This is a genomic window from Halomonas sp. 111 (genome assembly GCF_052379685.1).
GTDB classification, from domain to species: domain Bacteria; phylum Pseudomonadota; class Gammaproteobacteria; order Pseudomonadales; family Halomonadaceae; genus Vreelandella; species Vreelandella citrativorans.
Window position 1 is genome coordinate 244,470 of the sequence record NZ_JBQSYV010000002.1, and the last position, 15,626, is coordinate 260,095.

Below are 15,626 nucleotides of genomic sequence, written 5' to 3' on the forward strand. Positions count from 1 at the left end.
ACCTCTGTCACTGCGGCGGCTTGCACCGCCATAAAAGCTCGTTAGAAAAGCAAAACCTCATCACGCTATCAGGATGTAGGCCGCTTATCCAGCACTGCGTCAATCAAGCCATACTCTTGAGCTTTATTGGCGCTCATGAAGTTGTCACGGTCGGTATCACGGGCAACCGCTTCCAGATCCTGACCGGTATGATACGCAAGAATCTGATTCAACTTTTCGCGGATTCCCAGAATCTCACGGGTATGGATTTCAATGTCAGATGCCTGACCTTGATACCCTCCCAGCGGCTGATGAATCATGACCCGTGAATTAGGCAAGCAGTAACGCTTACCGGCTGCGCCTGCTGTTAAAAGCAGCGCGCCCATACTGGCCGCTTGACCAATACATACGGTTGATACATCGGGCTTGATAAACTGCATGGTGTCATAAATCGACATGCCTGCCGTTACCGAGCCACCCGGCGAGTTGATATAAAGATGGATATCCTTGTCGGGGTTTTCCGACTCAAGGAACAACATCTGAGCGACCACAAGGTTAGCCATGTAGTCTTCAACAGGGCCTACCAGGAAAATGACACGCTCTTTTAGCAGACGCGAGTAAATATCGTAGGCTCTTTCCCCTTTGGCGCTCTGCTCAACCACCATGGGCACTAAACCGCCGGCGTTTTGAATATCAAATCCACTCATTTGGGTGATTCCTTGCGTCCGATAAGGGAAAGGCGCACCGAGAACAGTGCGCCGCGCTGATGGGATTGCTTAGGCGTCTGCTTTCTCGCCTTCTTCAGCACCCTCGTCTTGTGCAGCCTGCTGCTGAGCGGCAGCTAATGCTTGCTGATAAGACATTTCAACGTCTTTAACGTTCGTTTGCTCAAGCAGTTTATCGACCGCTTTCTCTTCGAGAATGGCAGACTTAACCTGCGTTTTCAGCTGGTCGTTGCTCATGTAGTACTCAACAACCTCAGAAGGGTCCTGGTACTGCTCGGCCAGCTCTTCAACTTTTGCTTTAATCGCAGCATCGTCAGCGTCAAGCTCATTGACCTTGATCACTTCAGCCAGCAAAAGACCTACTTGAACGCGGCCCTTGGCCTGCTCTTCAAAAAGCTCATTGGGCAGCTGGCTAACATCAAAGTCTTCGCCAAGGCCAAACTGTTGAGCAGCCTGACGCTTCATTGCATCCGTTTCTTGCTGAACTAACGAGCTTGGCACCAGAATGTCGTTGGCTTCTTTAAGCGCGTCCAGCACCTGCTGCTTAACACGATTATCAACGGCCTGAGTCGCCTCACGCGTCATGTTCTTTTTGATTTCAGCGCGGAATTTATCCTGGTCGCCATCGTCTACGCCAAAGCGCTCAATGAAAGCAGCGTCAATTTCAGGCAGCTTCTGCGTGCTGACTTTATGCACCGTTACATTGAAGGTGGCTTCCTTACCTGCCAGATGCTCGGCCTGGTAATCTTCCGGGAAAGTAACCTTGATGGTTTTCTCTTCGCCAGCCTTGGCACCGATTAACTGCTCTTCAAAGCCTGGGATAAAGCTGTTGGAGCCAATCACTAGCGCGTGACCTTCAGCACTACCGCCTTCAAACGGCTCATCGCCCAGGAAACCTTTAAAATCAATCGTTACCTGATCGCCATCTGCTGCCGGTGTATCCGCATCTTGCCAATCGGCATTTTGTTTACGCAGCGTCTCGATCATTTCATCAACGTCAGCATCGCTTACGCTAACCACCGGGCGCTCAACGTCAGTGCCTTCGATAGAGGTCAACTTGATCTGCGGATAAATTTCCATGATCGCTACGAATTCAAGATCTTTACCGGCTTCATTAATTTGCGGCTCAATCTGAGGGTAGCCAGCCGGGTTAAGGCCTTCTTCAGTGATGGCACGTACGTAACGCTCACGCATTACCTCGCCCACTACTTCACTGCGAACGCTGTCGCTATAGCGTTGGCGGACAACAGACATTGGCACCCGGCCTTGGCGAAAACCATTCAGCCGCACGTTTTTCGCGGTGTCTATCAGGCGAGCACTGACAGCCTCGTCGATTTCGGCAGCCGGTACTTGGATAGAAATACGGCGTTCGATCTGGGAGGTCGTCTCGACGGAAACTTGCATGAATTGTCCTCTAGCGGCTGGGCGTTGTATTAACAGTGTTTAAATAAATTCCAAGGGGCAATTTTAAGAACCCTAGCGCACGGTGGCAAGCGCCATGCTCGCAAGATGGGGGCGCTGCGGTTAATTACAAGGGAATAAGTGACTAATTTATTACTTTTAGACCTCGGACACAGAATTACGTGCTCATTACGATAGGCTACCTGCCACTTAGCAACCTTTACTGGCTATCGTAACGATACTCATGACTACTCATCAAGACTTACCTATTTCACGCATTATGCACTGCACACCCGCCATACGCCTTGCCAAGCGGCAAAGCGTATGGCGAAGCGCCACTGCAGCTCTATTGTCATTATGGAGAGCCATCAGGCATTAGGTATCTGGACAGAGCATGACGCCTTGATGATCAATTTCAGCACGCCCTCGGTTCTAATGCGGCCGATCGCGGAATTTATGACATCACCCGTGCATACCGCGCCGCATCAAATGTTGCTTAGCGAGGCCCTTCTCATCACTGAGCTACCTGCATCATATTACGGCCCAAAGCCTAAAAATAGATCGCCGTTTTATTGAGACCTTGCATCCGCAGGAGCACAACAGCCGCGCTATCGTTGCGGCGATTGCAAGCCTTACTCGTGAGCCAGGTATAAAGGCGGTCGCCGAAGGCGTTGAAACGGAGCAGCAATGGGACCTGCTGGGTGAGTATGCTATCGATTTTATCCAAGGGTTTTGGACCTAAACGGGTTATTTATGGCGTTTAGGTCGCCACCATAAACTTACCGCATGCATTAAAAGACCACAGGTAGCGGCGTGAGAGATAAAAACCTCCCAGCTAATCCATGTGGTAAAAAGCGCGTGCCAAGCCCCCATGACTAAAGCACCCGCTAACAGCATGAGCACCAACCGTAGGCAAAGACGAGGCAATTGCTTGCGCGCGTCACGGGATAATAAACGCCATTGCGCTACCGCCGCGCCGGCAACCAGTACGACACCCATCACAATAAGCGTTTGACGGGTACTGTGCCCGCCTGCCATAAAACGCGGCAAAGATGCCAGCATTACCACACATAAACCGAGCGCAACACTAATGCGCTCTGCTGAAAAAGGCATCGGCTGCATTGCTTAGGCTACCTTTAGCTGCTGCTCTTCAATCCACGTCTCGACCCACGGTACTGCGGCATCATCTGCCATAAATGTTTCCATGGCATCAATTTCCAACCGGTCACCCAAACGGCGTGCCCCATGGTCTTCAAGTAACGCATCAAGCGCTCTGCCCGCACCACAGTATGTATCACCGTAGGAGCTGTCGCCTAACGCAATCATGCCGTAGCGTAATGCCGTAAGGGCTGGGCTTGTATCTTTTAAGCTGCGCACAAAGGGCACAAAATTACCGGGAAAGTCACCACTGCCAGTGGTAGAGAGCACGAATAATGAGAGATCTTCATTGCTCGTTAGATCATCAAGCGTCGGCTGCTCAACAATATTAACGGCAAAGCCCGCTTGCTCGAATAATGGCTTTACCTGCTCAGCCACATCTAACGCACCGCCATACATCGTGCCAACCAATATGTTCAGTTGAGGCATTGTTGCTATCCCCTATTAAGTGTCACGGCGTTGATAAATAGCCGTTGAATTTGCAGGAATATTAACATACTTCATTTATACGGCACATTTCGCAAATGAACAGACAAGGCTGTATGCACCGTGGCGCATAAAAAAACGGAGCGCCCAAAGGCACTCCGTTATATAGCGAAAACGACGCTACGGGTAGGTCATTAACATCAAGGACTACTTGGTTTTCACATAGTGCTCGACTTGCTGCTTTAATTTTTGACCTGGTCGAAAGGTCACAACACGGCGGGCAGAAATAGGTATTTCTTCACCGGTTTTTGGGTTACGGCCCGGCCGTTCACGCTTATCACGCAAATCAAAGTTACCAAACCCAGACAGCTTAACCTGTTCATTTTCTCGTAAGCAGGCTCGAATCTCTTCGAAAAAAGCTTCGACCATGGTTTTTGCTTCTCGTTTAGACAGTGCCAGCTCAGTATGTAAATGCTCTGCCAGCTCTGCTTTGGTCAACGCACCCATAGGACCCTCCTTGTAGCAAACGCATTGCCAAGAACGTGATAAGCGCCGTGTCGTGGCATATTATTGTCAGCCGCGTAGCTCAGCCTCCAACTGGACACGCACTTGTGTCACGATGGAATCTACCAACTGGTTGATTTCTTCATCGTTTAGCGTGCGTGAAGGATGCTGCCAGGTCAAGCCTAACGCAATACTCTTATGGTCGTCCGCCACGCCTTTACCAGCATAGACATCAAATAGCGTAATGTCTTTTAAGTAATCACCGGCTTTTTCTTTAGCGCAATCCAGTAGAGCCTGAACGGGCACCGCTTGCTTTACGATAAACGCCAGATCGCGTCGCACTTCAGGATAACGTGATAACGCTTCAAAGGCCGGGATCTGCCCTTGGCTTAACGTATCCAGGCGTACTTCAAAGAGTACCGCATCCACTTTAAGGCCCAGCTTGGCGCGCACTTGCGGGTGCAAAGTTCCAATCCAGCCAGCATGCTCGCCGTTGTACTGTATTTCAGCACTCTGGCCGGGGTGAAGCGCTGGATGCTCGGCTGGCTCAAAGCGCCACGCATCAAGATTGCCACCCAAGGCTAAAAGGCTTTCAAGATCCCCTTTGAGATCGTAAAAGTCGATACGCTCTTTAGAACCTGCCCAGCCTTCCGTTTCCCGACTACCACAGACTAACGCCCCCATCATGGGAACTTGGGACAGTCGATCCAGCTCGCCATTAAATACCAGCCCCGTTTCGAACAGGCGAACGCGGGGTTGCTGACGGTTTAAGTTATGCTCCATGGCCCGCACCAGCCCCGGGAAAAGACTGGCCCGCATCACTGAGAGATCCGCTGAAATGGGGTTAGCAAGCACCGGAGAGACGGCATCAGGCAATATAGCGGCCTGAAGCTCGGGAGCCACAAAGCTATAAGTAATCGCCTCCTGGAAACCACGAGCGACCATTTGGCGACGCAACTGCGCTTGGGTGAGTGTTGCTTCATCTGCAGAGCGCAGCGCTAACCGTGCAGCCGGGCGGCGAACAGGCAGATTATTGTAGCCATGAATTCGGGCGATCTCTTCGATCAGGTCTTCTTCAATCGCGACATCGAAACGCCAGCTAGGCGCAACAGCCGACCAGCCTTCAGCCTGCTGACTCACCTCAAGACCCAAACGCGTCAGAATGTCGGTGACATCTTCATTGGCCAATTTCTTGGAAAGCGCACTTTCCAAACGCGCTTCACGCAGCAAAATAGTGCGAGAAGCAGGCACATGCTCTTCACTGACGCATTCAGTGACAGGGCCAGGCTGGCCGCCACAAATATCCAACAGTAAGCGTGTCGCACGCTCAATGGCCGCTCTAGCAAGCTCAGGGTCCACGCCACGCTCAAACCGGTGTGACGCATCTGTGTGCAAACCGTAAGAGCGCGCCTTACCCGCAATCGCCAGTGGTGTAAAAAATGCCGACTCCAGGAAAATCGTCTGGGTAGTTTCGTTAACCCCAGAATTCTCTCCGCCCATGACTCCCGCCATGGCAAGCGGACCCGCCTCATCGGTAATCATTAATGTTCCGGGGCGCAGGGCAACGGCTTGCCCATCCAGCAAGGTTAGCCGCTCCCCCTCTTTCGCCATGCGCACAACGATGCGACCGTTCAAATTATCGCGATCAAACGCGTGCATCGGCTGGCCAAGCTCCAGCATGACGTAATTAGTAACGTCCACCACAGGATCAATGGAACGGATACCGCTACGACGCAGACGCTCTACCATCCAAAGCGGTGTTTCCGCTTTTACATTAATGCCCTTGATGAGGCGACCCACATAGCGAGGACACTGCTCAGGTGCTTCAACGCTGACAGCAAAGGTGTCATCTATTACGGCCGGGATAGATTCGATGACCGGCGGCGTTACGGCTAACCGGTTAAGCACACCCACCTCACGGGCAAGCCCCTTAACACTTAAGCAATCTCCGCGGTTAGGCGTAAGATCCACCTCAATGGTCATATCGTTGAGGTGCATATATTCGCGAAAATCGATGCCAATAGGCGCAGAATTAGCCAATACCAGAATACCGGGCGAGGTTTCTTCCTCAAGCCCAAGTTCCGATGCTGAACAAATCATGCCGCGTGACTCTACACCGCGCAGCTTGGCCTTCTTGATTTTGAAATCGCCCGGCAGCACGCCCCCTACCTGAGCAAAAGGAATCTTCTGGCCGATATCAACGTTTGCTGCACCGCACACCACCTGCACCGGTTCACCCGAGCCATCATTAACGGTACATACGTTTAATTTGTCGGCATCCGGGTGCTTCTCTTTGGTAAGCACCTCAGCAACGACAACGCCGCTAAACGCAGCGGCTACGGCTTCAACTGCATCGACTTCCAAGCCGGCCATTGTGATCTGATCAGCAATCGCCTGCGTGTCCAGCTGCGGTGATACCCATTCGCGCAGCCACTGTTCTGAAAATTTCATGATCGTTCCTGTGTTCGGCAGCGGTCTTAAGCGAATTGGCGCAAGAAGCGCAGGTCATTTTCAAAGAACAGGCGCAAGTCGTTTACACCGTAACGCAGCATCGCTAAGCGCTCAGCCCCCATACCAAAGGCAAAGCCGGTATAGCGTTCAGTATCAATTCCCGAGTGGCGGAAAACTGCAGGATGCACCATGCCGCAACCCATTACTTCCAGCCAACCACTATGCGAGCAAACACGGCAGCCTGAACCGCTGCACATAACGCATTGGATATCGACTTCAGCAGAAGGCTCGGTAAATGGAAAATACGAAGGGCGGAAGCGAACAGAAAGGTCGTCCCGCTCAAAAAACGCCTGCAGAAAGTCTTCAATCGTGCCCTTTAGATCAGCAAAGCTAACCCCTTCGTCCACCAGCAGTCCTTCCACTTGGTGAAACATAGGCGTATGCGTCAGGTCGGAATCGCTACGATAAACGCGTCCGGGGCACACAATCCGAATGGGCGGCTCGCTCTCTTTCATTGTGCGCACTTGAACGGGGGAAGTGTGCGTTCTCAGCAGACGCGTTGCATCAAAATAGAACGTATCCGCCATGCCGCGTGCCGGGTGATGCGCAGGAATATTGAGCGCTTCGAAATTGTGATAGTCATCTTCAATTTCTGGTCCTACCGCGACGTCATAACCGATACGCGTAAATAAGCTTTCGATACGCTCAAGCGTACGCGTAACCGGGTGCAAGCCACCACTGGCCTGCCCACGGCCCGGCAACGTAACATCGATGCGCTCAGCGGCCAACCGCGCATTCAATGCTACGTTTTCAAGCTGCTGACGCTTAGCGTCAATTTCATTGGCCAATGTTTGCTTTGCCTGGTTAATGCGTTCGCCAGCAGCCGGGCGCTCTTCGGCTGTTAGCTTGCCTAACCCTTTCAGCAAAGCCGTTACTTCGCCTTTTTTGCCTAAATAGCGAACTCGCAACTCATCCAGCGAAGCAACATCTTGCGAAGCCTGAATGGCATCACGTGCTTCAGACACCAGAGTAGGAAGGTGGTCCATCCGTTTCACTCCGAATTAAGCGGTTCCCTTTTATGAGGGTGTCGCACATTGAAGGTGACAAAAAAACAGGGGAAGAGCGGCTGCTCTTCCCCTGCGGGTCACACTGAAATGACCTTCGTCAATTCACGCTGGCATTTGCACAGCTATGACGTTATTGGGCAGCCTTGGCTTTTTCCACGATAGCAGCAAATGCGGCTTTTTCGTGTACAGCCAGATCAGCCAATACTTTACGGTCAATTTCGATGCCGGCTTTCTTCAAACCGCCAACAAAGCGGCTGTAAGACATACCGTTGATGCGTGCAGCAGCGTTAATACGCTGAATCCACAGCGCACGGAACTGACGCTTACGGTTGCGGCGGTCACGATAAGCATACTGACCTGCTTTGATAACGGCCTGTTTAGCTACACGGAAAACACGCGAACGGGCACCGTAGTAACCTTTAGCCTGCTTCAATACTTTTTTATGGCGACGACGGGCAACTACACCACGCTTAACACGAGTCATAACACACTCCTGACTTTATAGCTGAGGCTTTAAGCACTCAGACAAAAAAAACGACTTATAGGTTTGGCAGCATGCGTTGGATCAGCGCTTTATCAGCAGCGTGAACCTGCTTCATTCCACGCAGCTGACGCTTACGCTTAGTCGATTTTTTGGTCAGGATGTGGCTACGGTGAGACTGCTTGTGCTTGAAGCCATTAGCGGTCTTTTTAAAGCGCTTCGCAGCGCCGCTGTTGCTTTTGATTTTCGGCATGAGAAAACTCCGCTCGATATTTTTTAGAAAATCCAGGGCCGACCATCGCCTACGCGATAGCCCGTTGGTTTCGCCGTTGGATCACTTCTTTTTCGGGGCAAGAATCATGATCATCTGGCGGCCTTCCATTTTCGGGAAGGACTCCACCGTTCCGATCTCTTCCAGGTCTGCCGCGATCCTTTCCATCAGCTTGCGGCCGATGTCCTGGTGCGCCATTTCACGACCACGGAAGCGCAAAGTGACCTTACCCTTGTCACCACCTTCCAAAAAGCGCATCAGGTTTTTCAATTTTACCTGATAATCGCCTTCGTCGGTGCCAGGACGGAATTTAACTTCCTTAACCTGGATTTGCTTTTGCTTTTTCTTTTGAGCCGCTTTCTGCTTCTTCGTCTCAAAAACGAATTTACCGTAATCCATAATCTTACAGACAATGGGATCGGCATTCGAAATTTGCACGAGGTCTAAACCGGCAGCTTCTGCACGCTCAATCGCTTCGGTGGTAGGCACAACGCCCAACTGCTCACCTTCAGCATCGATTAAACGCACTTCTTCTTCGGTAATTCGCTCGTTCATTGGTGGGCGTTTGTCTGCTGGACGCCCGCGCTGATTGCTTCGCTTGATCGTTCCGTCTCCTTAGGCAATTGACGATGTCGCCAGGGCTGCTCGCTCCGCACCAAGACGCTCGATAAGTGCATCGACTGTCATTGTGCCGAGGTTTTCGCCGCTGCGAGTTCGCACGGCCACTGAGTCAGCTTCGACTTCCTTATCTCCCACCACAAGGAGATAGGGAATTTTCTGTAACGTATGCTCACGGATTTTAAAGCCGATCTTCTCGTTCCTCAAGTCCGCTTTAGCTCGTAAGCCACTTTTTTGCAGACGTTGCTCTAATTCAAGAGCGTAATCACGCTGCGCATCGGTAATTGTCATCACTACCGCCTGCTGAGGTGCCAACCATAATGGCATAGCGCCCGCATAATGTTCAATCAAGATACCAATGAAGCGCTCCATTGAGCCTACTATAGCACGGTGCAACATGACCGGCGGCTTACGTTCGCCCTCTTCGGTCACATATTGAGCACCTAAACGCTCGGGCATCATGAAATCAACCTGCATGGTGCCCACCTGCCACTCGCGCCCCAGGCAATCTTTCATATGGTATTCAATCTTGGGGCCATAGAACGCACCTTCACCAGGGAGCTCCTGCCATTCGACATCACACGCTTTTAACGCGCGACGCAACGCATCTTCTGCCTCATCCCAAACATCATCACTACCAATTCTTTTCTCAGGGCGAAGCGCAATTTTAATGGCAATATCTTCAAACCCAAAATCAGTATAGACCTTAAGCGCTTGGCGATGAAAGCTGGTGACCTCGGGCTCAACCTGGGCTTCGGTGCAAAACACATGGCCATCATCTTGAGTAAACGCACGAACACGCATAATGCCATGCAAAGCGCCTGAGGGCTCGTTACGATGACAACCGCCAAACTCACCAAAGCGAACCGGAAGCTCACGGTAGCTGCGCAACCCGGAATTAAACACCTGCACATGGCCAGGGCAATTCATGGGCTTGAGAGCATACTCCCGCTTCTCGGATTCGGTAAAGAACATACCGTCCGCGTAATTATCCCAATGCCCTGATTTTTTCCACAACGATACGTCCATTATTTGCGGACAGCGAATTTCCTGGTAACCGCCGTCTTTATAAACGCCTCGCATATACTGTTCGATCTGCTGCCATAACGCCCAACCGTTCGGATGCCAAAACACCATCCCTGGCGCCTCTTCCTGCATATGGAAGAGATCAAGACGGCGTGCAAGCTTACGGTGATCGCGCTTTTCAGCCTCTTCAAGCCGCTTCAAGTACGCTTTCAGCTGCTTTTTATCGCCCCAGGCAGTGCCATAAATACGCGTCAGCATGGGGTTTGAAGCATCCCCGCGCCAATAGGCGCCGGCAAGTTTCGTCAACTTAAACGCTTTTAGATGGCGGGTATTAGGCACATGAGGGCCACGGCACATATCCGTGTACTCTTCATGATGATAAAGCCGGATATCCGCACCGTCAGGAATATCGCGAATAATTTCCTGTTTATACGTTTCATCACGCTGAGAAAACGTCGACATTGCCTTATCGCGATCAACATATTCACGGACAACATCGTACTCGCGCTCTATTAGCGCTTGCATACGTTTTTCAATCGCCTCTAAATCTTCTGGCGTAATTGAACGACCAAAGTCGACATCATAATAAAAGCCGTTATCAATGACCGGCCCAATCGCCATTTTAGCGTCCGGGTAAAGCTGCTTTACCGCATGACCAATCAAATGCGCGCAGGAGTGACGAATGATCTCCACGCCGTCAGGGTCACGCGCAGTAATAATCGCTACGTTTGCATCGTGCTCGATAACATCTGCGGCATCGACTAAAACGCCATCTATCCGCCCTGCAACGCAGGCCTTAGCCAAACCAGGGCCAATGGATTCTGCAAGCTGCATAATGGAAAGTGGTGCTTCAAATGTTCTTTGGCTACCGTCAGGTAGTGTCACAATGGGCATTCAGTATTCCTTGAGCGCAGTGGTGATCCATACCAAGGATCACATTTCGCTATCAATGATCGTGGCGTTTAATAAGTGATACAACGTTATACAAGCGCGTAGCCTAACAGACTTGAGCGCCGCAGAAAATAAAAACGGGAGGCATACGCCTCCCGTCGATACGCACAGTAAATGTGCGGCACATCCAGCAAAAGCGCTACACGTTTAGCGCCCAAGCAGTCTGCGTATTAGTTCCACTCGTCAATTTCAACACGGCGGTTCAGTGCGCGACCTTCATCAGTCTCGTTCGTAGCGATCGGATTCTCTTCACCGTAACCAACAGCACGCATGCGGTTAGCTTCTACGCCACGCTGAGCAAGATAAGCAGTCACAGATTCAGCACGACGCTGAGATAAGCCTTTGTTATAAGCAGCTGTACCACGTGAATCGGTATAACCATCGATGCTTACACGCACATCGGGGTTATTAACCAGACGCTCAGCAACACCGTTCAGGATGTTACGGGCATTATCGGTCAACTGAGCAGAATCAAACTCGAAGTTAACGTCTTGAAGAACAACGCTATCTGGGCAACCCAGTGCGTTTACTTCGGTACCAGCTGGCGTATTGGGGCACTGGTCACGGTAATCCGGCACGCCATCACCGTCGGAGTCTAGCGGGCAACCTACTGCGTCTACTTCTACACCAGCGGGGGTACCCGGACACTGGTCACGATAGTCCGGCACGCCGTCATTATCGGAGTCCAGCGGACAACCTTGCGCATCAACGGCAACACCAGCAGGCACTTCACCGTATGTCGGGCACTGCGGAGCTACCGGCTCAGGCGTACGATCAGCACACAGCAGGCCACCGATTGCAGCGCCAGCGACAGCACCCGTTGCCGCACCGCTATCTTCATCAGAAGAGCTGCTAGTGGCATAGCCGATGCTACCGCCAATCAAACTTCCCGCCAGACCGCAAACAGCAGGGTGCTGATACCAGCTACGGTCACTGCTGCTAGCACCAGCTTGGCCAGAAGATTGATTAGCGGAAGTGGCACAGCCTGAAAGGCCCACTACCAAGGCGGAACCGATTAGCAACCCAGTCGTTGACTTTTTCATACAAGACTCCTTCTTGATCCAATGCTGACTTAGCCGTATAGCCAAATCTATCCAATGCTTCTTATTGCGAGAGCATCCATTTTTCGCTTGTTCAATTTTAACCACGCGGGCGTTCCCCTGCCTGAATTGAACAATCTGCCTATTATTACGCTTTAACCATTGAAGGCAACAATGCCGACATATCAACTTCTTGCCAACATCGACATATCAAGCATAGCAAAACTGCCACATCCGGCACCAAAAAAACATATTGCCGCACTAAAATAAACCAAACTTACTTCTTATTTTCGCCTTTATACAGCTCAGGTCCGCCTTGTGCACGCCATTTTATAACGGCTTCTGCAGCAGCCAGAACCGCGGGCTTCATATCACGCTCAACTTCCAAACGCTGCTTATCTTCGCTCATGCGCTCACGGGGCGTTAAATTGGCACGCGCAGAGTGCGTTTTAAGATGCTGCGTCCGGTTATAAACCTCAGAAAAGGCTTGAAAATCAGGATGCTCTGCAAGATTGGCATCAACAATTTCAAGCAGCACCTTACAGCGCCATGAACCTTCGGTAATGTCTACCTGCCCTTGGACCAATGCACTTGTTACATAATCCAAATTTTCAAGGCTATTTTGCTGGGCCCTTAAATCTTCATCCAAGCGGAATGCTTCACGGCGTTTTACCTCTTTGCGCAGTTTAAGCGCGTACATGGATAAAGCCGCAATGACAGCAAGCGCTAATGTAAGCGCCATCAGTGCGCTGACCGAATTCATAATGCTCTCCGTCGTACATCAAAAACTAAACAGGAATTATACATCATTTTAAATTTGAACTCTTATTTTCTATCGCTCGCCCAAGCACACGCACCACCAAGCCCGCACCATGCCAATCACGAGTAAAACGGCCCCTGCAGTATGCGCAAGTGCCAACCACAAAGGCAACCACATCAACACGTTGGCTATGCCAAGTACAACCTGCAGCGCATAGACCCCAATAACAAATACAAGCGCCCGAGCGACAATTGGGTTGTGGCGATATCGATACCAAAGCACCAAGAGTGATACACCCAACAACAGCGCCCCTAGCCGATGCATATAGTGAATCGCGACCCGAGCTTCTGCATGCAGCTGTCCATGCAGGTAATTGGGGCCAACCGTTTGAGTCAGATGGAAACCTTCACTAAGATCCATGGTTGGCCACCACTGGCCATTACAAGCGGGGAACCCTTGGCAAGCCATACCTGAATAGTTACTTGTTACCCAGCCACCCAAGCCAAGCTGCAAAATCAATAGCCCGGCGGCTAAGCCCCAAAAAACATTAAAGCAGTTTGCTCCCACGACCTTTTTCTCAGAAACACTGGTTAGCCTAAGATGCAGCCAGAAAAAGAGCAGCAATACGCTTAGCCCGCCCAGCAAGTGCAAAGTAACCACTTGAGGCCAAAGTTTCAGGGTCACGGTAAATGCACCAAAGCCCCCTTGTATAATGATAGCGGCAAGTAGAAGCACGCTAATGCACCAAGGGTAATGGCGAGTATTGCGAAGTGGCCAGCCAAGCACTAAAACGCTTAGAACCAATATTCCGAGAAGAGCCGCTATATAACGATGCACCATTTCCACCCAGGCTTTTGCAACATCCAGGGGTGCATCGGGATGGCGTAGAGCAGCATGCTCACCATCAGGGACGAGCAAGCGACCATAGCAGCCGGGCCAATCCGGGCAACCTAACCCCGCGTCCACTAAACGCGTCCAGGCACCGACCAAGATAACGACAATAGTCAGCAGCGTTCCCAATAACGTTAAGCGTGAAAGCCATACCAAGCGGCGCTCTGTCGATGAGTGCATCATGTATCCTTACATTTTCGTCGGCAGTATCCCTATCGGCTATTAAAGACCTCTTCGATACAAGCCAATCTATCCATGGTTACCTTATATTAGCAGCTAGATAAGGGCTAACTTGTCTCAAGAGCCCCCCCGGCTTTTCCTCCAAGCCTATCGTCAACCAACGAAATACCCCCACACCCCATACAGTATTATCGCTCTATATCAGTGTAGACATTTATTTTTAAACGGTTATTCGTACGCACAACACAAAAGACGATTTACAACCCGCTGACATGAGCCCTATAGTCACTGCTACAACTCCGTATCCTTTTCATTAATCCAACGTAATACAGGGAATAATTTTATGCTGCAATATCGTCTCACCACCGGGATAGTGGCTTTTCTGGCGTTAATAGCAATGGCGTCGCTAGCGGGATGCACGACGTATACCTGGCCAGATGGCTCAAAAGAAACCGTACTTGGCGTTGTGCCGGACGATGAAAATAAACGCTATGAAGAGCAGCAAGCAGAAAGCGTCAGATACCGCGTACCAGGTGAAATTCCAGAAACTCAGTAGCACCGCATAGCGCTAGCCCTCTTCTTACCCTTGTTGCCAGGCCTTAACGCTAATCATAACCTGGAAGGATCTGAGCTTAAGAGCTTGCTATCTGTAAGCCTTAAAGCAATGAATAATTCTTAGCCATGATCTTAAGCAGGCCTTGAGTCGCTTTATTTTTCAAGCTCGTTGACCATTTGCATGCCTAGCTGTCCAAAGTGGCGGTTAGGCTATATATTAGTGGGCGCCAGAAGCGATAAGGATTGTTTCGATATCTTGATAGTTAGCACCGCTTGCATGCTGCAGTGGCGTCACGCCGTTCCCATCCGCCAGGCTAACATTAGCGCCTGTCTCAACTAACAACTCTACGATTTGCCGATGGCGGGCGTGCCCGTCGCCCAAGATGATTGCCTCCAGCAACGCGGTCCAGTGAAGATTGTTAACGTGATCTACGTCGACTCCTGCCTCAATCAAAGTTCGTACCGTCTCAACATGCCCGCGCTCCGCGGCTGGGATAAGCGCCGTCCTACCGTAACGGTTAGTGCTTTTCAGGTCAGCTCCATGCGTCAGCGTCATCCTGAGTATCTCCAAATGACCGCGCGCGCCTGCATAGAGATAGGGGCTGTCAAGGATGCTGTCCTTCGCATTGACATCAGCCCCAGACTCGGTGAGGACCCTAGCCGCTTCGACTGCGTTGGCGCGGGAGGCTATTAACAACGCTGTCGCACCACTGCTATCACGCGCGTCTATTTCCGCGCCCTCCGCCAAGAGCCGAATGGCAAGGGAGGTATCATTTTGTTTAGCCGCATTATGCAATTGCGTTTCACTCATGGCTTTACTTACCGTGATGAATGGAAAGGCTGCTAACAACAATGCAACAGTTTCTACAAAACAGTACGTAAAAACATGAGGGGTCCCCCGCTTACTGTTAATAAGGGTGGGTTGATCGGCGGTATTGGTGTGGGCAGGTGAAATAGATGCCAGCTGTGCCGTTGCCTGCCTGAACGCGATTAGTTCCGAAGAAACCTACTATGCATCGAAGGGCGCAATCAATCGTGTATTGTAAAAAGCCATACCTGTCGCTCTGCCTCCAGTGCAGGCTTTAACCTGGTGCAAACGCATTGAAGTCTCGCTGGCAAACACCCAGATTTTTCTTACGCAC

17 protein-coding genes are annotated in these 15,626 nt (G+C 51.1%); 2 read left to right on the forward strand and 15 right to left on the reverse strand.

All coding sequences use genetic code 11. The features are described from left to right. Positions 1–68 precede the first annotated feature (68 nt). Positions 69–686, reverse strand: a complete 618-nt coding sequence (gene clpP, locus ACT3T7_RS02700; RefSeq protein WP_172118800.1) for an ATP-dependent Clp endopeptidase proteolytic subunit ClpP — start codon at positions 684–686, stop codon at positions 69–71. A 69-nt stretch (positions 687–755) separates the two neighbouring features. After that, on the reverse strand, positions 756–2,108 hold the full coding sequence (gene tig, locus ACT3T7_RS02705; RefSeq protein WP_444630005.1) for a trigger factor: 1,353 nt from the start codon (positions 2,106–2,108) through the stop codon (positions 756–758). Between the two features lie 514 nt (positions 2,109–2,622). Here tig and ACT3T7_RS02710 point away from each other — a divergent pair. Then, complete coding sequence (locus tag ACT3T7_RS02710; RefSeq protein WP_444630019.1) at positions 2,623–2,847, forward strand: EAL domain-containing protein; 225 nt, start codon at positions 2,623–2,625, stop codon at positions 2,845–2,847. A gap of 5 nt (positions 2,848–2,852) precedes the next feature. Here the strand turns inward: ACT3T7_RS02710 and ACT3T7_RS02715 are convergent, their stop codons facing one another. The 12 genes from ACT3T7_RS02715 to ACT3T7_RS02770 all read right to left on the reverse strand — a co-directional run bounded on the left by ACT3T7_RS02715 (position 2,853) and on the right by ACT3T7_RS02770 (position 13,929). Then, the gene (locus ACT3T7_RS02715; RefSeq protein WP_172118803.1) at positions 2,853–3,227 is read right to left on the reverse strand and encodes a hypothetical protein; all 375 of its coding nucleotides are present in this window, start codon (positions 3,225–3,227) and stop codon (positions 2,853–2,855) included. A 3-nt stretch (positions 3,228–3,230) separates the two neighbouring features. Continuing rightward, on the reverse strand, positions 3,231–3,692 hold the full coding sequence (locus ACT3T7_RS02720; RefSeq protein WP_444630006.1) for a flavodoxin: 462 nt from the start codon (positions 3,690–3,692) through the stop codon (positions 3,231–3,233). A gap of 204 nt (positions 3,693–3,896) precedes the next feature. Continuing rightward, a complete protein-coding gene (locus ACT3T7_RS02725; RefSeq protein ID WP_087111483.1) occupies positions 3,897–4,196 on the reverse strand; it encodes an integration host factor subunit alpha in 300 nt (99 codons plus the stop codon). Between the two features lie 66 nt (positions 4,197–4,262). Continuing rightward, positions 4,263–6,644, reverse strand: coding sequence for a phenylalanine--tRNA ligase subunit beta (gene pheT, locus ACT3T7_RS02730; protein ID WP_444630007.1), 2,382 nt, complete (start codon positions 6,642–6,644; stop codon positions 4,263–4,265). A gap of 26 nt (positions 6,645–6,670) precedes the next feature. Continuing rightward, the gene (gene pheS / locus ACT3T7_RS02735) at positions 6,671–7,690 is read right to left on the reverse strand and encodes a phenylalanine--tRNA ligase subunit alpha (RefSeq protein WP_444630008.1); all 1,020 of its coding nucleotides are present in this window, start codon (positions 7,688–7,690) and stop codon (positions 6,671–6,673) included. A gap of 151 nt (positions 7,691–7,841) precedes the next feature. Beyond that, complete coding sequence (gene rplT / locus ACT3T7_RS02740) at positions 7,842–8,195, reverse strand: 50S ribosomal protein L20 (RefSeq protein WP_018916261.1); 354 nt, start codon at positions 8,193–8,195, stop codon at positions 7,842–7,844. Between the two features lie 55 nt (positions 8,196–8,250). Further along, the gene (gene rpmI / locus ACT3T7_RS02745) at positions 8,251–8,445 is read right to left on the reverse strand and encodes a 50S ribosomal protein L35 (RefSeq protein ID WP_087111489.1); all 195 of its coding nucleotides are present in this window, start codon (positions 8,443–8,445) and stop codon (positions 8,251–8,253) included. A gap of 81 nt (positions 8,446–8,526) precedes the next feature. Next, the gene (gene infC, locus ACT3T7_RS02750) at positions 8,527–9,018 is read right to left on the reverse strand and encodes a translation initiation factor IF-3 (RefSeq protein WP_172118807.1); all 492 of its coding nucleotides are present in this window, start codon (positions 9,016–9,018) and stop codon (positions 8,527–8,529) included. Positions 9,019–9,078: 60 nt separating this feature from the next. After that, the gene (gene thrS / locus ACT3T7_RS02755; protein ID WP_442353388.1) at positions 9,079–11,001 is read right to left on the reverse strand and encodes a threonine--tRNA ligase; all 1,923 of its coding nucleotides are present in this window, start codon (positions 10,999–11,001) and stop codon (positions 9,079–9,081) included. A 227-nt stretch (positions 11,002–11,228) separates the two neighbouring features. Next, positions 11,229–12,101: an OmpA family protein gene (locus tag ACT3T7_RS02760; RefSeq protein WP_172118809.1), complete on the reverse strand. Its 873-nt coding sequence runs from the start codon at positions 12,099–12,101 to the stop codon at positions 11,229–11,231. 274 nt (positions 12,102–12,375) lie between these two features. Beyond that, entirely contained in the window at positions 12,376–12,861 is a 486-nt protein-coding gene (locus ACT3T7_RS02765) for a DUF2489 domain-containing protein (protein ID WP_444622708.1), read from the reverse strand. Between the two features lie 69 nt (positions 12,862–12,930). Continuing rightward, positions 12,931–13,929, reverse strand: a complete 999-nt coding sequence (locus ACT3T7_RS02770; protein WP_444630009.1) for a COX15/CtaA family protein — start codon at positions 13,927–13,929, stop codon at positions 12,931–12,933. 343 nt (positions 13,930–14,272) lie between these two features. Here ACT3T7_RS02770 and ACT3T7_RS02775 point away from each other — a divergent pair, with 343 nt between their 5' ends. Further along, positions 14,273–14,485: a hypothetical protein gene (locus ACT3T7_RS02775; RefSeq protein ID WP_172118812.1), complete on the forward strand. Its 213-nt coding sequence runs from the start codon at positions 14,273–14,275 to the stop codon at positions 14,483–14,485. Positions 14,486–14,701: 216 nt separating this feature from the next. Here the strand turns inward: ACT3T7_RS02775 and ACT3T7_RS02780 are convergent, their stop codons facing one another. Next, the gene (locus ACT3T7_RS02780) at positions 14,702–15,337 is read right to left on the reverse strand and encodes an ankyrin repeat domain-containing protein (protein WP_444630010.1); all 636 of its coding nucleotides are present in this window, start codon (positions 15,335–15,337) and stop codon (positions 14,702–14,704) included. Between the last annotated feature and the right edge of the window lie 289 nt (positions 15,338–15,626).